The organism is Rhodopila sp. (assembly GCF_965277165.1).
Lineage (GTDB): Bacteria > Pseudomonadota > Alphaproteobacteria > Acetobacterales > Acetobacteraceae > Rhodopila.
The window spans coordinates 1901760-1923300 of record NZ_CBDICE010000005.1 but is presented as its reverse complement, the minus strand read 5'-3'; the positions used below and the strand labels follow the sequence as shown (position 1 = coordinate 1923300).

Annotated in this window: 19 protein-coding genes; 7 read left to right on the top strand and 12 right to left on the bottom strand. The window is 62.2% G+C overall.

The window, feature by feature from the left end; translation table 11 throughout:
* Positions 1-180 precede the first annotated feature (180 nt).
* On the top strand, positions 181-1413 hold the full coding sequence (gene fmdA, locus ACQY4Y_RS09525) for a formamidase (RefSeq protein WP_428490303.1): 1233 nt from the start codon (positions 181-183) through the stop codon (positions 1411-1413).
* 3 nt (positions 1414-1416) lie between these two features.
* Complete coding sequence (locus tag ACQY4Y_RS09520; protein ID WP_428490302.1) at positions 1417-1725, top strand: FmdB family zinc ribbon protein; 309 nt, start codon at positions 1417-1419, stop codon at positions 1723-1725.
* A 64-nt stretch (positions 1726-1789) separates the two neighbouring features.
* Here ACQY4Y_RS09520 and ACQY4Y_RS09515 read toward each other — a convergent pair whose 3' ends face one another.
* Positions 1790-3757 (bottom strand): purine-cytosine permease family protein, encoded by a 1968-nt coding sequence (locus ACQY4Y_RS09515; RefSeq protein WP_428490301.1) that lies wholly within the window; start codon positions 3755-3757, stop codon positions 1790-1792.
* Here ACQY4Y_RS09515 and ACQY4Y_RS09510 point away from each other — a divergent pair.
* Together ACQY4Y_RS09510 and ACQY4Y_RS09505 are read left to right on the top strand one after the other, a co-directional pair.
* Positions 3681-4862 (top strand): transporter substrate-binding domain-containing protein, encoded by a 1182-nt coding sequence (locus ACQY4Y_RS09510; protein ID WP_428490300.1) that lies wholly within the window; start codon positions 3681-3683, stop codon positions 4860-4862. The genes ACQY4Y_RS09515 and ACQY4Y_RS09510 overlap by 77 nt on opposite strands.
* A 135-nt stretch (positions 4863-4997) precedes the next feature.
* Positions 4998-5606: an ANTAR domain-containing response regulator gene (locus ACQY4Y_RS09505; RefSeq protein ID WP_428490299.1), complete on the top strand. Its 609-nt coding sequence runs from the start codon at positions 4998-5000 to the stop codon at positions 5604-5606.
* A gap of 7 nt (positions 5607-5613) precedes the next feature.
* Here ACQY4Y_RS09505 and ACQY4Y_RS09500 read toward each other — a convergent pair whose 3' ends face one another.
* The 7 genes from ACQY4Y_RS09500 to ACQY4Y_RS09470 all read right to left on the bottom strand — a co-directional run bounded on the left by ACQY4Y_RS09500 (position 5614) and on the right by ACQY4Y_RS09470 (position 12221).
* On the bottom strand, positions 5614-6681 hold the full coding sequence (locus ACQY4Y_RS09500) for a HoxN/HupN/NixA family nickel/cobalt transporter (protein WP_428490298.1): 1068 nt from the start codon (positions 6679-6681) through the stop codon (positions 5614-5616).
* A 12-nt stretch (positions 6682-6693) separates the two neighbouring features.
* The gene (locus tag ACQY4Y_RS09495; protein WP_428490297.1) at positions 6694-6834 is read right to left on the bottom strand and encodes a hypothetical protein; all 141 of its coding nucleotides are present in this window, start codon (positions 6832-6834) and stop codon (positions 6694-6696) included.
* Between the two features lie 191 nt (positions 6835-7025).
* On the bottom strand, positions 7026-7520 hold the full coding sequence (locus tag ACQY4Y_RS09490) for a peroxiredoxin (protein ID WP_428490296.1): 495 nt from the start codon (positions 7518-7520) through the stop codon (positions 7026-7028).
* A gap of 21 nt (positions 7521-7541) precedes the next feature.
* Positions 7542-8516: a CobW family GTP-binding protein gene (locus ACQY4Y_RS09485; protein WP_428490295.1), complete on the bottom strand. Its 975-nt coding sequence runs from the start codon at positions 8514-8516 to the stop codon at positions 7542-7544.
* A gap of 108 nt (positions 8517-8624) precedes the next feature.
* Positions 8625-10334 (bottom strand): hypothetical protein, encoded by a 1710-nt coding sequence (locus ACQY4Y_RS09480; RefSeq protein ID WP_428490294.1) that lies wholly within the window; start codon positions 10332-10334, stop codon positions 8625-8627.
* Between the two features lie 72 nt (positions 10335-10406).
* Entirely contained in the window at positions 10407-10733 is a 327-nt protein-coding gene (locus tag ACQY4Y_RS09475; RefSeq protein WP_428490293.1) for a hypothetical protein, read from the bottom strand.
* 12 nt (positions 10734-10745) lie between these two features.
* Positions 10746-12221, bottom strand: a complete 1476-nt coding sequence (locus ACQY4Y_RS09470) for a hypothetical protein (protein WP_428490292.1) — start codon at positions 12219-12221, stop codon at positions 10746-10748.
* A 798-nt stretch (positions 12222-13019) separates the two neighbouring features.
* Here ACQY4Y_RS09470 and ACQY4Y_RS09465 point away from each other — a divergent pair.
* Positions 13020-14054 (top strand): aliphatic amidase, encoded by a 1035-nt coding sequence (locus ACQY4Y_RS09465; RefSeq protein ID WP_428490291.1) that lies wholly within the window; start codon positions 13020-13022, stop codon positions 14052-14054.
* Between the two features lie 39 nt (positions 14055-14093).
* Here the strand turns inward: ACQY4Y_RS09465 and ACQY4Y_RS09460 are convergent, their stop codons facing one another.
* From ACQY4Y_RS09460 to ACQY4Y_RS09450, 3 genes are all read right to left on the bottom strand, one after another.
* Complete coding sequence (locus ACQY4Y_RS09460) at positions 14094-16307, bottom strand: nitric oxide reductase activation protein NorD (protein WP_428490290.1); 2214 nt, start codon at positions 16305-16307, stop codon at positions 14094-14096.
* A complete protein-coding gene (locus ACQY4Y_RS09455; protein ID WP_428490289.1) occupies positions 16304-17104 on the bottom strand; it encodes a CbbQ/NirQ/NorQ/GpvN family protein in 801 nt (266 codons plus the stop codon). The genes ACQY4Y_RS09460 and ACQY4Y_RS09455 overlap by 4 nt, the downstream gene beginning before the upstream one ends.
* Positions 17105-17936: 832 nt before the next feature.
* A complete protein-coding gene (locus tag ACQY4Y_RS09450) occupies positions 17937-19100 on the bottom strand; it encodes an IS4 family transposase (protein ID WP_428490769.1) in 1164 nt (387 codons plus the stop codon).
* A gap of 830 nt (positions 19101-19930) precedes the next feature.
* Between ACQY4Y_RS09450 and ACQY4Y_RS09445 the strand changes: the two genes are divergently transcribed.
* Both ACQY4Y_RS09445 and ACQY4Y_RS09440 read left to right on the top strand, forming a co-directional pair.
* Positions 19931-20344 carry a transposase gene (locus ACQY4Y_RS09445; protein ID WP_428490288.1) on the top strand — a complete coding sequence of 138 codons (414 nt, stop codon included), beginning with the start codon at positions 19931-19933 and terminating at the stop codon, positions 20342-20344.
* On the top strand, positions 20331-20534 hold the full coding sequence (locus ACQY4Y_RS09440) for an IS3 family transposase (RefSeq protein ID WP_428490287.1): 204 nt from the start codon (positions 20331-20333) through the stop codon (positions 20532-20534). Before ACQY4Y_RS09445 ends, ACQY4Y_RS09440 begins: the two co-directional genes overlap by 14 nt.
* 262 nt (positions 20535-20796) lie before the next feature.
* Here the strand turns inward: ACQY4Y_RS09440 and ACQY4Y_RS09435 are convergent, their stop codons facing one another.
* Positions 20797-21525 carry a DUF262 domain-containing protein gene (locus tag ACQY4Y_RS09435; protein ID WP_428490286.1) on the bottom strand — a complete coding sequence of 243 codons (729 nt, stop codon included), beginning with the start codon at positions 21523-21525 and terminating at the stop codon, positions 20797-20799.
* Between the last annotated feature and the right edge of the window lie 16 nt (positions 21526-21541).

Sequence of the window (21541 nt, the reverse complement as noted above, 5' to 3'; positions counted from 1 at the left end):
CTTCGACGGGCCGCGCAGGATCGTGTGCGGGACCCAGGGACCCGTCAATCAACAAAACCGCCAACCGCGGCAGTATATACGGCAAACAACGTATTTCCCTCTGTGCGTGCTGTTCTGACCATGACGGCCCTGGTCGCCGCTGGTTCGCGGCGGCCTGCCATTTCCAGCCAGGGAGCGATCATGCCGGACACGCTGATCAAGGTGGACCTGTCGCAGTCACCGTACCAGAATGACATGATCCACAACCGTTGGCATCCGGACATTCCGATGGTCGCCACGGTGAAGCCGGGCGCGGACTTCATCGTCGAGTGCTATGACTGGACTGGCGGATTCATCAAGAACAACGACTCAGCCGAGGACGTGCGCGACATCGACCTCAGCATCGTGCATTTCCTCAGTGGCCCGATCGGCGTGGATGGCGCGGAACCCGGGGATCTGCTGGTGGTGGACTTTCTCGACATCGGTGCGTTCCCGCACAATCCTTGGGGCTTCAACGGCTTCTTCTCGAAGCAGAATGGCGGCGGTTTTCTGACTGAGCATTTCCCGCTGGCACAGAAGTCGATCTGGGACATCTCGGGGCTGTTCACGCATTCCCGCCACGTGCCCGGTGTCAGCTTTGCCGGCCTGATCCACCCCGGGCTGATCGGCTGCCTGCCGTCGAAAAGCCTGCTGGAGACCTGGAACGCTCGCGAAACAGGTTTCATCGCGACGAACCCGACGCGAATTCCCCCGCTGGCCAACCCGCCGTTCGGTCCGACCGCGCATATGGGGCGGATGAAGGGCGACAGCCGCACCGCGGCGGCGGCGGATGGGGCGCGCACGGTGCCCCCGCGGGAGCACGGCGGCAACTGCGACATCAAGGATCTCTCGCGCGGCGCTCGGGTGTATTTCCCGGTGTATGTGCCGGGCGGCGGGCTGTCGGTCGGCGATCTGCACTTCAGCCAGGGCGACGGCGAAATCACGTTCTGCGGTGCGATCGAGATGCCTGGCTGGATCCATCTTCGGGTGTCAGGCCTGATCAAGGACGGCATGAGCAAATACGGCATCCGCAATCCGATCTTCAAGCCGAGTCCGATTACGCCGACGTACAAGGATTATTTGATCTTTGAGGGCATCTCGGTCGATGAACAGGGTGTTCAGCACTACCTCGATGTGCACGTCGCATATCGTCAGGCTTGCCTGAACGCGATCGCCTATATGACGAAGTTCGGCTACACGCCGGCGCAGGCTTACGCCATTCTCGGCACTGCCCCGGTGCAGGGCCATATCAGCGGGGTCGTGGACATCCCGAATGCCTGCGCAACGCTGTGGCTGCCGACCGAGATCTTCGACTTCGATATCAATCCCGGCGCGGACGGTCCGACCAAGGCTGTCACCGGTGGTATCGACATCCCGACCGCGCCGGACAAGTAGGCGATGCCGCTCTATAACTACGAATGCCCCGGCTGCGGGGCATTTTCCGCGTTCAGACCACTCGCGGACTATGATCAGCCGTTGCCCTGCCCTGGGTGCGCCAGCCGCAGTCCGCGTTCGCTGACGCTACCGAGGCTGTCGTGTGTCGGTGGCACGGAACGTGTCGCAAGAGAGACGAATGAGCGAAGCGCGCATGCGCCCCGTTCGGCACGTGCGCACCCCAAAGGATGCGCCTGCTGCGGGCCGAGCAAACCCGCGGCCTCGATGGCGAAGAGCTTCCCCAATGCGCGGCCGTGGATGATCAGCCATTAGCGGGAAGCGCTAGCGCCGTTGGGCCACCGGCCGAGGAGATGATCCCTCCCCGGCCGCGTGTGGGTCAAAGTGTTCCGGCCGCGGTTGCCGGGACGGTGCCGGCCGCCGGCTTGCAAATGTCCTCGCACGAGGCTTCCAAGGAGCAGCACAGCGAGCAAATCGTTCCGTGGTGGAACGGGCAGCTGGTCATGTCCTGCCTCTCATATTCGAAGCCACAGGTCACGCAGTTCAAAAGTGTAGCGCGCGTGCTGCTGTCGTCGAACGGCGGGCGGGCCAGGTAGTAGCGGCCCTTGGTTGCGATCGCGATGATCGGCGATCCGACGAACGCCAGGGCCAGGGCAATGAAGGCGGAGAACGCCTGCGCGGCCGGGCCGAGCAGCCCGAAGAACGCGATGATCGACACGACGGAGGCGAACATCATCGAGCCGAAGCCCACTGGATTGAAGCTATAGAGGTGGGCGCGCTTGAACTCGATGTAGCTCGGGCTGAGCTTCAGCAGCGGCTTGTTGATAACGAGGTCGGCGGTGACGGCGCCGATCCAGGCGACCGCGACGTTCGAGTAGAAGCCCAGGATGTGCCCGAGCACCGCGAACATGTTCAGTTCCATCATCGTCAGCGAGATGGCCACGTTGAAGAAAATCCAGACGACGCGGCCAGGATGGGCATGCAGCAGACGCGAGAAGAAATTGGACCAGGACAGTGATCCGGAATAGGCATTTGTGACATTGATCTTGATCTGGGACAGGATCACGAAGAACGTCGCAGCACTCAGCGCGGCGAAGGCGGGAAACATGTAGTTGTAGCCGGCGACATACATTTGGATCGGCTCGTTCGCCGAATCGAGCGGCGTGCCGTGGGCGACCGCCACCGAGGCGAAGAACGAGCCCATCAACTGCTTCGCTGCCCCCAGTACCACCCACCCAGGACCGGCGCACAGCACCGCAAGCCACCAGCGCACCTTGTTGGAACTGGTCTTGTCCGGCATGAAGCGAAGATAGTCTGCCTGTTCGCCGATCTGGGCGATCAGGGATAGCGCGATACCGGCCGCGCTGCCGAACAGCAGCCAGTCGAAACCTGCCTTGCTGGGCGAGTGTCCGGCGAAGTTCACCCAGTCATGCACCGCGTTAGAGTCAATGGCCAGCACAGCGACCGGCGGCGCGAATAGCAGCAGCAGCCAGATTGGCTGTGTCCACACCTGCAGCTTCGCCAACAGGGTCATGCCGAACACCACCAGCGGGATGATGATCAACGAGCCCAGGGCGTAGCCGATCGGCAAGGGAATGCCGAAGTACAGGTAGAACGCCTGGGCCATGATCGACCCTTCCAGCGCGAAGAAGATGAAGGTGAACGACGCGTAGATGACCGACGTGATGGTCGAACCCAGATAGCCGAACCCGGCGCCGCGGGTCAGCAGGTCGACGTCGACATTGTACTTGGCACAGTAGTAGGCGATCGGGATGCCGGTCAGGAAGATGATCAGCGCAGCCGCGAGGATGCCCCAGAACGCATTCGCAAAGCCGAACTGCACGGCGAGCGATCCGCCGATCGCCTGATCCGCCAGATAGGCTATTCCGCCCAGCGCCGCGGACGCGACCGCGTAGGTCGACCACTTGCGAAAGCTTTTTGGTGCGTATCGTAGGGAGTAATCCTCTAGTACCGGATTGCTGACCAGCCTGTTGTAGGATCGACGCGGCGGCTTCAGCGCGTCAGCGGCAATATCTGGCATACGTATAGACTCCCCTCTATCCCACGACAGCCTATGGCGCGACTTGTGCGGCGCGATATGCGTTATTTGACGTACCGAGGGAGTATCTTTGTCGTTCCGCATGCGCGGCAACGTGAGGTTTGAACGTATGGCGCGGATAGGCACCCGCCACGCTTTCTCAAACCGGATCTCCGGTGTAGGATGCAGGTTTACGCGCATGAGCGATGAAAGAACGACTGATGTCAGCATCATGGTCCTGATCGCCGAACCCGGTGTGCCCTGGAGATTTGGCGTTCTGTTCTCACGCTCCGGGGTCACCGCGTCCATTGAGACAACTCAGCTTCGTGCAACCATCCTGGCCGCCGAGTTCATCAATGCCTCCGGTGGGATCCATGGCCGGCCGATCGAATTGATCGACTACGATCCTGCCTCCGACCCGAAGCGATTTCGTAGCCTGGCCGAAAAGCTTCTTGGCGAGGATCGCGTGCGGCTGATCTTCGGCTGCTACATGTCCAGCACGCGGAAAGCCGTGCTTCCGGTGGTTGAGTCCCATCGCGGCATGTTGTTTTATCCAACCCTGTATGAGGGGTTCGAATACTCCGCCAACTGTATTTACACCGGATCGGCGCCCAATCAGAATTCGCTCCCGCTCGCCCGCTACCTGTTCAGTCAATACGGCAAGCGTGTGTTCCTGATCGGCTCCAATTATGTTTATCCCTACGAGTCGAACCGCATCATGACGGACCTGGCCTTGCAGGCCGGCGGCACTGTCCTCGATGAGATCTACGTGCCGCTGCACGCCGGGCCGGCGGATTTCGCCAAAGCCCTGAAGGAAATCGGCCGCACCAAGCCTGACGTGATCTTTTCGACCGTGGTGGGCAAGTCGACGTCGGTGTTCTACGAGGCCTATCGCAAGGCCGGGTTCGATGCGGAACGCATGCCGATTTCCAGCCTGACGACCAGCGAGGCGGAAGTGGCGGAAATGACGCCGGCGGCGGCGGCCGGCCACATCACGGCGGCGCCGTTCTTCAGTGTGCTGAACACCCAGGCCGCGGCGAAATTCGTGGCCGACTTTCGCGCCCGCTTCGGCGAGGATGCAATCGTTACCGCCGCCGCTGAGGCCGCATATTTCCAGGTGATGCTGGTCGCCCGCGCCATCGAGCGAACCGCCTCCGATGACCCGGAGATGATCCGCTCGGCGCTTGCGGAGGTCGAGTTCGCAGCCCCGCAAGGGCGGGTGCGGGTGGATCCCAGCAACAACCACACCTATCTCTGGCCTCGGGTGGCGAAGCTGGATGCCACCGGCCGCTTCGAGATCGTCTGGGACCCGGGCATGCGCGTACGGCCTGATCCTTACTGTATCGAACAAAGATTGGATAGCTGGTCCGAAACCGCCAGGCCGGCAGCGCCAACGACGCTGATGCAGGCCTAGTGCTTGCAGGCCGAGTGCTCTGGCACAACCAGGAGGTGGATGATGCGTCAGACCATCAGGTTGAGTGTGTGGGCCGATGCGGCCGGGGGGCCGCAGCGCCCGCCGCCATCGCGGCACTAGTCGAGCCGTTCGGGCGTGGCGATCGAAATCCTTCGTGACCTGCGGGGCCTGCGTATCGAGGTGTTGCATCCGCCCGACGCCGAGGGCATCAGCCTGGTCGAGCATCTGCGCCGCATCGGCTGCATCACCAGCACCGTCTGGCCGTTTCCGGAGGAATTCGCCCCGACCTCCGACCTGGTTGTTCTCGCCGTGGATCATGACAGCCGCGAACCGCTGCGCCGGCTGCTGCGGGGTCAGGACCGCAAGCTACCGACGGTGATCGGCATCGTCGAGTACGAGAACCCGTCAATCCTGCAACTCGTGCTGGAAATCGGCGCGCACGCCGTGATCGAGCGGCCGGTGCGTCCGTTCGGCCTGCTGACACAGTTGGCGATCGCCCGCAGCCTTTGGCTGCGCCAGCAGGAAACCGACAGCCGCGTTCGCAAGTTGGAGCGCAAGCTCGGCGGCATTCAGAAAATCCAGCGGGCTCGCCTTATCCTGATCGCGAGCCATGGATTGAGCGAGGAGGACGCCTATCAGACGATCCGCCGTCAGGCGATGTCAAAGCGGATCCCGATGGAGGAAATGGCCGTCGCAATCATCCATGCCCATGACCTGGTCAGCGAACGGGCACGCATGCCGTAATGCTTGATCACCTGTCCGACAAGGCGGTGAGTTCCATCTTGTCGAAGCCGCGTCCGTAGTAAATCGCGACGGACAGTATCCAACTGGCGAGAAACACCCCGATCACGATAAAGCCCAGCGTGTTGAAGTTGCCATTCAGCGCCCCGACCCCGTCCCAGAATGTGCCGGCCATGTTCAGCTCCCTGGCAATCAGGCCGAGCGCCTCGATCCCGCCGATAACGACTGCGACGATGACAGACACGAGGGTAATCGTGAGGTTGTAATACAGCTTGCGGATTGGCCTCACGAACGCCCAGTCATAGGCATGCAACATCAGCACGCCGTCCGTGGTGTCGACCAGGGACATTCCGGCTGCAAATAGAGCGGGAAAAACCATGACGGCGGAAAACGACACGCCCTTGGCTGCCTCCGCGGCGGCGATGCCCAGCAGCCCGATTTCCGTTGCGGTATCAAAACCTAACCCAAAGAGGAAACCGAGCGGCAGCATATGCCAGCTTTGCGTGACCAGGCGGAACATGGGCCGGAATAGGCGTGCCAGCAGCCCGCGCCCGTTCAGCAACTGGTTGAAATCCTCCTCCTCGTACCGGCCGCCTTTGCGCACTGAGCGGAAGGACCGATAGACGGACCGAAGCACCACGAGGTTGATGCCGGCGATGGCAAACAGGAACAGAGACGAAACGACCGTCGAGATGACGCCGCCAATGTCCTTGAAGGCGTCGAACCGGCTGCCCATCGCCACCGAGGCCAGGGCAATCAGCGCCGCGCCGAGGGCGACGACGGCGGAGTGGCCGACGGCGAACCAGAAGCCGACCGTCACCGGTCGTTTGCGTTCCTGGACCAGCTTGCGGGTGACGTTGTCGATTGCCGCGATGTGGTCCGGATCGACCGCGTGGCGCAGGCCGAACCCGTAGGCGATCAGCGCCGTGCCGAGCAAAAGGGGCTGATCGCGATACAGCGAGATGGCCCAGACCCAGGCTGCGACGTTGGCGACGAACAGCACCGCGTATACGCCGATCGTGCGTCGCCTCAGGTCAGATGAGCCGGTGCGAAACAGGCGACTGAACAGTTCGATCATCGGTATCCTCGGCTATCCGTGCAGCGTCGTGGGATCAATCTGAAGAAGCAGCCGTTCCACCGGCTGTCCGCCTATGATGTCGCGGCGGAGTATCTCCTCGATGTCTGCTTCGGTCTCGTATCGATACCAGACGCCCGCCGGGTAGATCACCATTGCTGGCCCATGCTCACAAACGTTGAGGCAACCGGCGTGGTTGATCCTGATCCGTCGCACCCCCGTCGCCATGCCCAATCGGCACATGTAATCACAAAGGGCTCTGCTTCCCTTCCCGGCGCAGCAGCCGCGCCTGTGGGTTGCCGGACGTTCGTTGGTGCAGCAGAACACATGAACGCGGTAGAGCAGAGTCACTCGGCCGGGGCGGAGGCCAGCAGGTTCGAAGCCGAACTGGCGCCGTGATCGAAGATGCTTTGCTCGATGTTGACCGTGGCGACGACACCGTCCTGCACGACCATCGAATAGCGCTGCGAGCGCTCACCGAGGCCGAACGCGGACAGATCAAGCGACAGGCCGAGGCTGCGGGTGAACGACGCGTCGGGGTCGCATAGCATCAGCACCTTGCCCTCGGCGCCTTGCTGTGTTCCCCAGGCACCCATCACGAACGGATCGTTCACGGCGATGCAGGCGATTTCGGCCACACCGTCGGCCTTCAGCTTGTCCGCTTCGGCGACGTAGCCGGGCAGATGCGCCGTGGTGCAGACCGGCGTATAGGCACCGGGCAGACCGAACAATATGACCTTCTTCCCGGCCAGCAGGGTCTTGAGATCAACGTCCTTTATCCCGTCCGCCGTCATCTGCTTCAGCGTCGCGGGGGGAACGGCATCGCCTTGTTCAATCGGCATGTCAAAACTCCTTCTTGGATCCTAGCGAAACACACAGCCGGCCAGTCCGGCGGCAAATTCATTGCGGTCGAGATGCTTGCCGATCACGACGAACTGGGACATCTGCGTCTCGTCCGGCTGCCAGGGCCGGTCACGTCGCAGGGTTGTCAGCATGCGCACGCTTTGGAACACCAGGCGGTCATCGAAGCCATTGGCGAAGAAGATGCCCTTGGTTCGATAAAGATCCTCGCCGCGACGCTGCGCCATGTCGTTCATCCAGATCATCAGCCGGTTGATGTCGATCGGTCGATGTTCTTCAAGAACGAATGAACCAATGGCGGCGTCATGCTCATGCGCGTGGTCATCGAGGAACGCGGGGTCGACCTCCAGCTTCTGCACCAGGTCGAAGGCGCCGACATCAAGGATGCCGGCCAGATCGATTTCCGCGTTGGCGGTGTGGTAGATTTTCGCCAGCGGATTGAGCTGGCGCACCCGCGCTTCCACCGCCGCCATCCGTTCCGCGGTGACCAGGTCCATCTTGTTGATCAGGATGATGTCGCTGAACGCCACCTGCTCAACAGCTTCGTTGCTTTGTTCGAGATTGCGCTCCAGGTTCACGGCGTCGACCACCGTCACGAACGCGTCCAGACGGATACCGGACTTCACCTCATCGGCGGCGAAGAAAGTCGAGGCCACAGGGGCGGGATCGGCCAGCCCGGTCGTTTCGATAAGGATGCCATCCAGCGTTCCCGCGCGTTCCTGCAGCCGGCCGAGTGTGTCGACCAGGTCGCCGCGAACAGTGCAGCAGAGGCAGCCATTGTTGAACTCGACTAGTTGCGCGTCTTCGTCATGGATGACGAGCTGCCCGTCGATGCTGATCTCGCCAAACTCGTTGACGATCACCGCAAGCTTGCGTCCATGCTGCTCGCGCAGGATGCGATTGATCAGGGTTGTCTTGCCCGACCCGAGAAAGCCGGTGACTACGGTCGCCGGAATACGGCTGTCGTTTTTTTGCACGATGATCTGCCTGTTGCAGTGGCCTGGTGGGCCGATTGGCCAAGGTTGGACACTCGCGCTGGCGAAGCCGCGGGGATCGGGTCAGCGATCCCCGCCATGTCCGCAACGCTACTTGGCCAACGCGGGCGCGCGTTCCACCGCGACCCGCTTGACGTTGGCCAGTCCACCAGGCGTCGGCACTACTGTCCTGGTCATCGCCGCGATACCCTGTTCGACGATGATCTTGCGGTTCGCCGGCGGCAGCTTGTCGCCGCGCAACTCGTCGTAGGGCACAACCACCCAGCAGGCACAGCCCCAGATGCACTCGCCGGCCATACCTTCGAAGCGGATCGCCGGTTCGGAAAGCATCGGGCCGATGTCGATCAGCCAGGCGTGCTCGTGCAGCTTGTCTTCCCACGACAGCTTGTCGTAGTTCTTCTGACTTTCCCAGAAGCTGATCAGGTCAGTCTTGGCGACGCCGGGCAGAATGATGTTGGCATAAGCGGTCAGCGCATCGAAGAACTCGTGGTTGAAGATCTGCAATGTGGATTCGGCATCCAGCAGATAGTTCTCGGTGAGCATCTTGCGGAACGCCTTGTTCATGTCATCGTGCCCCATGTTGCGGGACCCGTAGATGAACGCCTCGGCGTAGTCGGTTTTAAATCCTTCCTTCAGGCCGCTGTATTTTGGCGCGAACTCGATCCACTGGTTGATCACCGAATCCCATTTCGACGGCGCTTCGCCCGGCAGCACCTGGACACCCGGGTGGGTCAGCTTGGCGACGTCGAACAGGGTCCAGCTTCTGGCCTTTGCGCTGACGGTCTCGTGCGGAGCGCCGGTCAAGCCGGCGGGCCGCAGCGCGCGGAACAGGTCGCGTCCATTGTCCACCACGACGAAGCGCATGAACGAGTCGGCAACGAAGCGGTTCGTCACCATCTGCTTGAAGTTCTGCCGGACCTCCTTCTCGCCCGTGGTGGTATAGGCGGTAAGGCGCTGCCAGCTCTGCTCGGGATTGACGACGAAGAAGCCGCCGGTGAACGGGCTGCGATAGAGGTCGCCCCAGACCGCCGTGACGCCGGCGTTCTTGTCTTCATCCAGCATGCAGTCGAGTTCGTTCAACGTCGTGTAAAGCGTCGGACTATTTTTATAGATCTCCGGATCGCCCGAATGCGGCAACTGGCCGACGCCGATGACCGGGATGCGGCGGCCGAGTTTGACGGTCGACAGGTGGCGAACGAGGTCGACGACCATGCCGCTGCCAGTGCCGCCGGCGAGGCTGAAGCACACGGTGATCAGTGACGGCAGCGTGGCGCCTTCGAGATGATCGACGAACTTCTTGAGCGCGACCTCGAGCGGACGCTCACCGGCATAATAAGCGTTCGCATAGATGCCTTTAGCGATGATACGCGGGAAATGCTCGCCGGCATGCGGCATGGTTGCCTTGTGCGACACGTAGGACTCGAAGTTGGGGTTCCAGTAGTAGCGCGGATATTCGAGCTTCAGGAACTCACGCGTACGGTTCAGGCCTTCGAAGAACTCCTCCTTGCCTGGCACCGGCAGGGCGACGGACTGGAACAGGAAGCGATCGGACGGGATGCCGCGCGATTCAAGCCGTTTCTGGAACGATTTGGCGTAGTCGCAGACGACTTCCATGTCCTGATCGCCAATATCGACCACCAGGGCGGCGAAGCGGGCGCGGGGATCCTCTAGCAGGTCCTCGATTTCACCGGTACGCAGCAAGGCTTCGACATAGCCAGCCCCGGTTCGCCCGATGCCGACCACGTGCATGCAGTGCGGTGCCTGAACGCCAGTCGCGCTGTGATAGAGAGATGCAGTCATCTGCTTTTCCTTTCCCTGAAAAGTCCTGGATAAATCAGTCTTGTTCGTGGCTGCCTCGGCCCTCGCCGGCCATCAGCACCTGATGGAGAAGGTCTCAGTCTTGTCGAGAAAACCCAGATCGCGGAGAATATGTGCGACCGACGTGGCACGCTGGTTCGCCACGTAAAGCATGTAATCCTCGACAAACAGGCCGGGATCACGCGATATCAGTCCCTGCTCGATCAGGTTGACACCTTTTTCCAGGTTGCTTCGGTCAAGCGTGGCATTCCAGATTGGTGATTCGATGTAGATCGCTGCGTCGTCCGCGCGGGTGACCTGGAGAAACTTGCCGCCTGTCACGGTCGGTACTTTTTTCCCGTTGCCGTATTTCGCGATGACGGCCGACCAGTCCAGCGGCATGGCTCCTCCTTTCTAGACCGGCATCAACAGCGGGGCGGAAACAACCGGCGGTCCGTGGATATCCTGCAAAGGAACCGCAACCCAACCGCTCGCGCCTGCCAGGCTGGCGCCGGCCATGCCTTCTAGCTGGGTGGACGGCTCGCAAAGTTCGATGCCTTGGTCGAGCAGCAGCGAATGGTCGAGCAGGCGCTGCTCTTCATCCTCCATGTTGTATGCTTCGCGTGAATGGTAGAACTTGGCCAGGTCGGTTTTTGCAAGACGCGGAAGAATAAACTGCGCGGACGCTGATTTGCCGCCGTTGACGACCTGGGGCGGCACATCGGGTGCGAACGTGCTTTGGATACTGTCGACGATGGCGGCGTGGTTCGCATCGGCGTCGGCGACGCGGATTTCGATGAACTCCGGATGGAAGCTGGGCAGCAAGCCGAGGCTGGCCCGCAGTGCCGGATCGGGGGTGTCGGTGAAGCCAAGCATGTGGATCCACTGCGGTCCCCACGGTGTCCTGGCGGCCGAATGCTGCGTGGAGGGAGCGGCGACCCAGTTCAGCAGACGCAGCAATTCCCACATATGGGTGCCGCGCCCGGACGTCATAAGTGCCGCGATTGCCGTGTCCACACGGTGATTCGTTTCGGCGAGATCCTTTGTCGCTAGCCAGATATGTTGCTGAGGTAAAATGACGAACCCTGCGGTGAACGGGTTGCGGAACATCTCGCCGCACGACGTCACAACGCCGCGGTTCTTGTTTTCGTCACAGAGAACGTCGAGTTCGCTCAATACGGAAAACAGCCGCCCGTCCGTCTGCCCGTCGCCGTCGCACGGCGCCACGCCGATGCCAACCACAAGCGTCCTGCGGCCGAAAAGCCCATTCGACAGATGGCGGGCGAGATCGACCACGATGCCGCTGCCGGTTCCACCAGTCATGCCGAAGATGACCGCGACAAGTGCCTGGGCTCGTTCCGCGTCTATCGACGCCGCAAACGCGCGCAGTGCACGTTCCAGCGGACGCGTCCCCGCGTAATAGGCGTATCCGTAGATCGCCTTGGCGACGGCGCGCTCGTGGTGTTGTCGCGTATCCGGAACATATGCCGATTGCGGCAGCCACGGAACCGGGTTGCCAGGCCAGCGATAGTTCGGATATTCGAGCCTTAGAAACGTGTCGTAGTCCGCAAGCACGTCGAACATCGCGATTGCAGGCGGCATCTCCAAAGCGATTGTTGTGACCTCGGCCCGCTCCGGCGAGATTGTCTCGGCCAGGGCGCGCAATGCGGTCAAATCCTGATCGCCGATATCAATCGCGAGCGCCCTGAGTTTTGCCGCGCCAGGTTCCAGACCCTGAACAATCCCGGCAATCGCGGCGGCTCCGGCCTTGCCGATGCCGACAACATGCGTCGCGAGCGGGACCGGGTCGTCGTCGGTCACGCGATGAACGCCACGCTTGAGCGCGTCGAGTTTGCGACGCTTAAGTCTATCCTGCATCGACAGGCTCATGGACGCACAAGTCCCTCCACGGATGAGTGGTTGCGAATGAAATACTGGGAGTCACAGCCTCAGGCCCGGATTGCTCCATAGTTGGAACAACCGATGATCAGCCAATCGAGGCGAGATAGTTGATGGTAGTATCACTCATGATCAGAAGGCCACGGGATCAACGTCATTGGTGATCCGACGTGCGGACGCACGAGGTACTTAGCCCATCTACTTCGATCAGATGGCCAAAACCCGAATGTGTCAAGCATAAAAGTTGGCCTGCCGGCGCCATTGGCCGCTCTGGACGCCGGCGGCGAATTGGCGGTACACGACCCAGCGGGGCGATTGCTGTCGCGGGTGACGCCGGATTTCATTCGCAAAGTTGGATGCGCCGGCGCGTATAGGAATGTATAGCTGTGCGAGTTTTGCCGACTCGCCTGAACCCTTGTGCCAACGCGGGATTTCTCAACTCGCTGTGAACGGCGATCCGCGCGATGCTGAGGGCACCGGAGCGGTAAACACGTCTTGCGCTTTGTATTCCGTGGTGATTAGCTTGCACTTGATGTGGTGCTGCGATCAGCACCAGCGGCCGGTTCGGCACCAATGGCGTTGTCCGCCGGCATCTTGCCGCCTGATTCTGGCGGCAGTCTAGTAACTCCGTGACGATCCCTGACCTGTTGGCCCGCACCGGGCCCGCTGTGCATACCCGTTTCGTCGGTAGAACGGCGATCATCGGGCGCGACAGTAGCGGGACGACGATGTTGGACTCACCAGCCCTGCGCGCATCCGCCGCGGGGATACCACAAAGGAGGCAGGCTTATGCTGCACGGCGATATATCAAGTAGCAACGATACCGTGGGCGTCGCGGTGGTGAACTACAAAATGCCACGGCTCCACACGAAGGCCGAGGTCATGGCGAACGCCCGGAATATCGCTGAGATGATCGTCGGCATGAAGACCGGACTTCCTGGCATGGACCTGGTAATCTTTCCGGAATACTCGACCCACGGCATCATGTACGACAGCAAGGAGATGTACGAGACAGCCTCCTCGGTGCCGGGTGACGAAACCGAAATCTTCGCCGACGCCTGCCGCAAGGCGAAGGTCTGGGGGATCTTTTCCCTCACCGGCGAACGCCACGAGGAACATCCGAAGAAGGCGCCGTACAACACGCTGATCCTGATGAGCGACAAGGGCGAGATCGTTCAGAAGTATCGCAAGATCATGCCGTGGGTGCCGATCGAGGGCTGGTACCCCGGCAACTGCACCTACGTCTCGGAAGGGCCGAAAGGTCTGAAGGTCAGCCTGATCATCTGCGACGACGGCAACTACCCCGAAATCTGGCGCGACTGCGCGATGCGCGGCGCCGAGCTGATCGTGCGTTGCCAGGGATACATGTACCCGGCGAAGGAACAGCAGATCATCATGGCGAAAGCGATGGCCTGGGCGAACAACGTCTATGTCGCGGTCGCCAATGCGGCTGGCTTCGACGGCGTTTATTCGTATTTCGGCCATTCCTCGGTCATCGGGTTCGACGGACGCACTCTGGGTGAATGTGGCACCGAGGAATACGGCATCCAGTACGCCGCCCTTTCCAAGGGACTGATCCGCGACGCGCGGAAAAACATGCAGTCGGAGAACCACCTGTTCAAGCTGCTGCACCGTGGCTACACCGGGGTGATCAACTCCGGCGAGGGCGACAAGGGTGAGGCGTCTTGCCCCTATGATTTCTACAAGAACTGGATTGCCGATCCGGAGGCGACACGCGAGATGGTCGAGGCCCTGACACGCAGTTCCGTCGGCACGGAGGAGTGCCCGATCGAGGGCATTCCCGCGATGGCCACGCATCGCTGAGGCCCACTCGGCGGGATGGTTGCGGCCATCCCGTCGGCACTACCGAAGCGCCAGCCGGAAATAGAGACCGGCGAGCTTGGCCGGCAGTTCCTCCAACCGCCGTATCGCGATCGCATTGTGGCGACCGAAAATCGTCGCGCCGGATCCCGCGCCGAGCGGGTCCATCACTACTCCGAAGACGTCGACGCCCTGCCGCCGCAGGCCAGCAACCGCTCTGCGTGCGTCCTCGACCAGTTCGTTCGGACGCGGCACGTCGATATCGGACGGCTCCCCGTCGGTCAGTACCAGCACCAGCTTTCGCGTCGTGCGCAATGGCGCCAGTTCGGCGCCGGCGTGGCGCAGCGCCGCCCCCAGCCGCGTCGACAAACCGGGCGACAGGCCCGCCAGGCGAGCGCCGACGATTGCCGTAAAGGGTTCGTCGAAATCCTTGAGCCGGGTCAAGCGGACGTCATCGCGGCCGGCCGAGGCAAAGGCGCGCAACGCATAGCAATCGCCACGTGCGTCCAGTGCCGATGCCAGCGCCTCCACGGCCAGGCGTTCGGCGGTCAGCACCGACAATCCGGCGGCGTCGATCGCGGCGGTGGATTGCGATACGTCAAGGATGATGAGCGTGGACAGATCGCGCCCGCGCGGGCGGCGGTCGCGATAAACCCGCCTGTCCTGCTGCAACCCGGCGCGGCGCGCCACAGCAGCCGAAATGGCGGCATCGATGTCGAGTTCCTCGCCGTCTTCACGCAGCGATTGGCGGACGTTGCGTCCGACTACGGAGCTGCGCACCAGCCGGGCAATCCGGGCCCGCAACGCCCACTCCCCCGGCGCGTTCGGCGCAGGATCACGCAGCACCGGTACGGCGTCACGCAGGCTGGTCCAATCAGGACGCTCCACGCCGGCCACCGCGTCCCACTCGGGATAGTTCGCCAGCAGCATCGTGCTGTGATCGAGACCGGCGTCGCGCGCCCGTGGCGCGGCGGGAGCGTCACCTTGCTGGTGGTCGCCGTCACCGTGATCGGTGCCACGCGCGGCGTCCACGGCCATGCTCAGGGCATCGTCCGGGGTGTCGGGAAGCTCCCACAGATGCATGTTATCGTCGCGGTAGGCTGGTTCCACGACGTAGGTGGCGGCGTTGAACTGCAGCCGCATCTGACCTAGGTCATTGCCCAGCAGCCCGCCTATTTCGCGGCTGATTGCCGGGTCTTCCAGCCGATCCGCGGCGGCGGCGAAAAGCCCGCGCCCCTTCGCCACGAAGCCGTCGGCGTCGTCGCGGGTGGGGTCCAGCAGACCGCGGGAAAGCCGCAGCATCAGGCTGACCGCGGTCCTGATGCCGCCGGGCTGAGCATCATGGAACTCCGCCCACAGGTGACGCAGGCCGGGCAAGCGGCGAATCACCAAAGCCTCCACCCGGGCATCTTCCACCAGCCCCACCAAGGCAACCTGCAAGGGCTTCAGCGTGCCGATCGCGTGCCGTACCGGGGGATGGGCCAGATGCGCCTGCGCGTGGGCGACGGCGGCGCGATACTGCAGCCGCGTGCGCGCTGCCGGCGTCCCGGCGAACACCGGCGGTAGGATCACCAAGCCCGATGCGATGACGGTCCGGCGCGCCGGCGGCCCCGCCTTGAGGCGCGGTTCAACGCCCCATAGGCCGGCGGCGAATGCCTCCAGCATGCGTTGCGCATCGGCGAAGCCGCCGGCACCCGACCGGCGTTCCAGCAGTGCTGCGGCCAGCGGGTCATCCAACGCGAAGAACGCCGCTCTCCGGGCCGGGTCGGTCGCGGTCGCCTTCAGGCCGGCGGCGACAAAATCAGTGAATGCCAGACCATCGCCGGCGGCGAGCAGGGTCTCCACCCGGCGTGCCGTGTCAGGCACCAGCGCCGGCGCTTCACGCGACAGCCGGTGCAACCCCTGCCACCACGCGGCCAGATCCTCCCTCCGCCCGCCGGTCAGCCGGGTCGCCGCCGGCACCGCCTCCAGGCAGGCCAGTGCGGCTCGGCTGCCGGCATGGCGGCAGATATCGGCGGCCGCGCGACCGCCGGACGAGACAACGGGCAAAATTCCATGCCCGGTCGCCTTCCACAGCGCCTCGATGCAGGCCGGGCCGGCATTCACCCGCGACAGTTCCAGGGTCGCCGCGGCCAGATCCTCGATCAGCGCCTGGTTCTGGTCGGCTTGCCGCGGCCAGAACCGCGCGAACGCCGGCCGCAGCGCGGCTCGGTCGCGCACCAGACGCTCAACGCGTTCGACCGCCGAGGCGCTCACCAGGCGTGGGCCGCGATCACTGCCTCCAACGCCTCGCGCATGTCCGGATCGTCGGTCAGCGGCAGGATCATGGCAGCGCGCAGGGCATCGGCGCCGGACACACCGGCGGCCATCAAACGCGCGGCGTGCACGATCATCCGCGTTGAGGCCCCTTCGCTCAGCCCGCGTCCTCGGAGGTTGCGCGTTCCGGCGGCGACCTCCACCAGGCCCGACGCCATACGGGTGTCGATACCGGCTTCGCGGGAGACGATCGCGGCCTCATCCCGCGACGTGGGGTAGCTGAAATCGATCGCGACGAACCGTTGCTTGGTCGATTCTTTCAGATCCTTGACGGCGCTCTGGTATCCCGGGTTGTACGACACGACCAGCAGGAAGTCCGGATGCGCCTTCACCAGCTCGCCTTTGCGGTCCAGCGGCAGGATGCGGCGGTTGTCGGTCAGCGGATGGATCAGGACCGTGGTGTCCTGCCGAGCTTCGACGATTTCATCGAGGTAGCAGATGGCGCCGTGGCGGGCGGAAATTGTCAGCGGACCATCGTGCCAGACAGTTCCCTCGGCGGTCAGCAGGTATCGGCCGGCGAGGTCCGCGGCGGTCATATCCTCATGGCAGGCGACGGTAATCAATGGGCATTTCAAATGCCAGGCCATGTATTCGACAAACCGCGTCTTGCCGCAGCCGGTTGGGCCCTTCAGCATCAAGGGTAGCCGGCTGGCCGCCGCGGCCTGAAAGATCGCCCGTTCGTTGCCGGTCTGCTGGTAGAACGGTTCGTTTTCTATCTGATAGGAAGAGAGGTGCATCGGACGGGATCACTTCTTGCCAGCATGCAGTTCAGCGCTGATCGCGGATAGACGCAACAAATCATCCTCCCAAGAAGCGGCGCGCCGAACCATCAAACCGAATGGGCTGCTGCGCGGCTGCAATCTCACGGTCATCGACAACCGCTGCGCGATTCGTCGCGCCTTTCGTCATTTGGTGGCCACGGGATTGCCAGCCAAAACACCTATTCGACAAGTCCGGACGCCCTGGCCGAGATGATGGACACCTGGTCCGACACGGACTCCACTAATTTTCCTGAACAGATGCGATCGGTGCCGCCACGCGTCTCGATCATCCCCGGGCCGGCCGAAACCGCCTCGGGTCCGGCCTGCGCGACGGCGCAAGGTCAAACGGGAATCAGCAGACTGTACGCTGCGATCTCCCTCGTACAAGTCGCTGTCCGCCCGGCTCAAATCTGCGGCCGCCACCACTGCCAAGTCCGACGGTTCTGGGTTTTGCGCTGATCGTCTTCATTGGTGTTGCCATGTGGCAATCCGCCTGCTGGGCGACCCGCAAAGTTTTGGGCATCCCGAAGCATCCTCCATATTACCGCGTCGACCTGCACCCGGAGCTGCGGCATCTGCCGGCTTACCTGGACGACCGCCAGACGCCCTACGCTTGACGCCCGGGCATCAGTTGCGTGTTCCGCAGATGCCGCCGTGGATTTGACCTGTTGTTTGATGACGCCTTCACTGAGCTGATCTGCAAGCCCTCCAGAACTGCGGCCGACGTGCCAAGAAAAGACAAGCGCTATTTTGTAGCACGCCTTGCCGATTCGCCAAGATCACTTCACCCACCTGCCGGGAACCTCAATCATCCCCTCATTTCGGTAACGGCAAACGCGCCGGCGAACTCGGTCGCCTGTGAGAGAGCTTGCGCGAAGCTGGCGATGAGTGGGGCGAGCCTGTGCTCTGGCATATTGGGGATCAGTTCGTAGAGCATGCAGCCCTGGCGGAACAGCGAATGGCTGCGGGTCTTGCGGGTGTTGGATTTCAGCAGCCGGTCCATGCCCAGGCTCTCGCCGACCCTGCCAAGCAAGGTCAACAGCGCCACGGCGAATGCGCTGACCAGCAACAGGCGGTCTCGCCTTGTGGGTTCGCCGATGCGAGTGGACGACAGCCCCATGCCGAACCGCAGGTCCTTGGTGTCGCGGAACGCCGGCTCGATCGTCCAGCGTTTGGAGTAGTGGTTCACCAGAACCGCCGCTGTCGCCTCCGGATCGCTCGCGGCCAGGCACCAAGGCTGCTTCATGCCCTTCGCATGCACGCAGACAACAGCGCCGACCCTGCGACCCTGCGCCGTCACACGAGCATCGCGCAGCTTGCGGGCACGCCCGTTCTTGCCCACCCATTCAGCCGCAGGCTTCGTCTCACCATCGGTGGCGGCGACCAGGATGTTGCCGCGGAAGCGGATGACATAACCAAAGCCCAGTTCGCCAAGGAAGGCGAACAGCTTGTGGTCGCCGAAGCCGCGATCGGCCAGGATCGTCACCCGGCATGCTGGCGGCACGAGGTCGGCGAGACGCCGCAGGCAAGCGTCCTCATAGTCGTTGCGTCGGGTTGCGATCTCTTCTTTCCAAACGGTCAGCCACAGCAGCGGAGCAGCCCGGCCGTGGCCCGTCACCAAGCTCAGCACCAGCGTCGATTGGCCATCATGGTCAAAGTCGGTCCAGTCCATCGCGACCAGGATGTTCGTCAGGCTGCCCACCTGCTGCGGGACCCAGCGCGCAAAGCTGTCCCACACGTCGATGCCCGCGTTGCTCATCAGCCGGTCCACCTGCTTGACCGCATGCTTGGTGACCAACCCGCGCGCCTGCGCCAGCGCTTGGCCGATCATCGCCACCGCCAGCGACGCGCCCGCCATCACACCGAGTGTGGCCCCCGCTAGCGCGTCGACCCGTTTGGCATGCAGGTCATGACCATACAACCCGCCGATAAACCCACGCACATCCTGCAAACGCCGACGAGAATGATACACCGCAGCCACTTCGACGCTCCCATCCGACATGGGTCAAAGCAGCTACACAACCCGAGCTAATCGCGCCTACCCCGGCGTCAACAAAAATGAGGGGATTCGTGAGGGTTGTTCCAGTAATGCCCTGGAGCGATTTTTAGAGTATCAAGACTTTTCTACTCCAAGTTCGCAAAGCCACGTATGACATTGTTCGTATGCGGTCATCCTGACCCAGTGTGTTGCGTCAAATCCGAACCCTGCTAGTTGCCGCCGTAGCCGCTCGCGATCAAATGCCTTCAAGATCATTGAAAGAAAAGCACTACTCGCATCTGTGGCCGCCGATCCCATTACCAGTACCTCCCTCTATGTTACAATATTACGCCTCATCCTTCATCTGACGATGTTATGACGGAGGGCAAGACACCCGATCGGTAGCCCGTTCGGCGCCATCAGTGCGTCCGCGATTCCAGCCTATGTTGTATGCAAAGCCAAGACTGGCTATCCACATAAGGATACCGAGAATGGTAAGGACTAAAGCAGTTCCAAAATTCATTACCATCACTCGTTTCTTGGGTGGTGCTGATGATACTGGCTAGTCAGCGGTCGTTTTTCCATAGCCGTCATGCGAGCCGGGGCCTCAAAGGCCGCCATCCAGCAAAAAGCCAGCACGCTGCCAAAGGGCGAAACTCGACGCACAATGGCCCGACGCGGCCGCGCCATTCAAGGTACTCCGTGTGACGTCTTTATGTCGGCACCGCACCCGCATGAGGCACTGCCACACTTTCGACACAACGGCGCTTCACGTCAATGTCCGGGCCGCCGTTGTAGATGTCATCAGTCAAATTTCCAGCCTCATGCCCGACCACGGCCCGATCTTCAAGAACCTGACCAAGGGCCTGGTGGTCGAGCGCTCCAATCAGCTCTGGATCGCGGACCTGACCTATGTGGCGATCCCGGGTGGCTTCGTCTATCTCGCCGCCATCCTGGACGCCTGGTCGCGCAAAGTGATCGGCTACGCCATCAGCCGATCGATGGATGCCCGGATTGCGATCGCCGCCTTCAAGGCCGCCATCCGCCTGCGTCAGCCGCCCAAGGATTGTGTTCACCATTCCGATCGGGGGGCGCAATACGCGTCGGACGCCTATCGCACTTTGATTGCCGAGTACGGCCTAAAAGGTTCGATGAGCCGACGCGGCAATCCCTATGATAATGCCAAAGCCGAGAGCTTCATGAAAACCTTGAAGGTCGGTTTACTTGGCAGCCTATGAAACCTTCGAGGATGTTACCGCCGATCTTCCACGCTTCATCGACGAGGTCTACAACACCAAACGACTGCATTCAGCGCTTGGCTATCTCAGCCCGGCCCAGTTTGAGGATCAACACACCCGCCAGACGGTCAAAAATGCTGGCTTGATTCTGTCCACCCGCAGGGGCGCACTCCAAACCGCTGGCAGATAGGCGTCCTTGATTCCGGCCGCCTTTGCCTGCTGCCGCATATCGCTGGAATGCAGCAGCGCGACGGCTTGCAGAAAGTCCGTGCTCGCAACCTTTCCAACACGCCGTGCTTATTGTTGGCGAAGTGTCCATACGTCTGTAACCGGGATTGAATGCCGGGCGCGGCGGTTTGTGCCGGCTTCCCGCTCCCGGCGGGACGTGCCGGCGTGCCGAGCCAATCATCCCGCAACCGATGGCCTTTGGCAGCATACATTGCCGTAACGAGTTAGAAGGCATCCAGCGCCTTGCCGCCGGTGTTCACCTTTTCAAACACCAGGCAAACCGCCTCGTGGGAGGTATCGTGCCCAAGGGCAATGACCGGGACGTGATAGCTTTTGAAATTGTCGAGGACGCCTTCCTTGAACGCGCTGAACAGGTCCCACTTTGTGGGATCACCCTTCCTGTTCCAATAATTGACGAAACCCTGCATCCATTTGAAGGTGTCAAAAACCTTGTGTAGCGGGAACATCAAGTGCACGTACTCGAAGTCCGGCTCCGAGAGATCGAGCACCACATCCCGGTCGAAGTTGTGCTTAACCTTGCGGTCTTCTGGAATGCCGCAAATCGCTTCTCCCCGGTCGGAGCCGGGATCAAGGGCTTTCTGGATGTCGATATAAAACCACCGGCGGACAAGCCTTTGCCGCGGGGTGATGGTTTCCACCACCTCATCGCGCAGGCAGGTCTGATACAGCGATGTCATGCGCTGCTGGCCATCGAGCAACAGCGCATCCGGCACGCGTGCCTCAGCCGCGGGCAAAGCGCCCTGGATCGGACGGCGGGCGAAGGTTTCGGCGGCGCCGGCCTTCATCTCCAGCGTCATCAGCGCTCCTATCGGAAACGCCTGGGAGATGGACGCCAGCAACCCCTTGATCCGCTCCTCGTCCCACACCCAACTGCGCTGAAAGTCGGGCAGTTGCAGCTTGCCGCAACTGCAGTCTCTCAGCAGTTCCTCCAACCCGACCGGGTTGGTC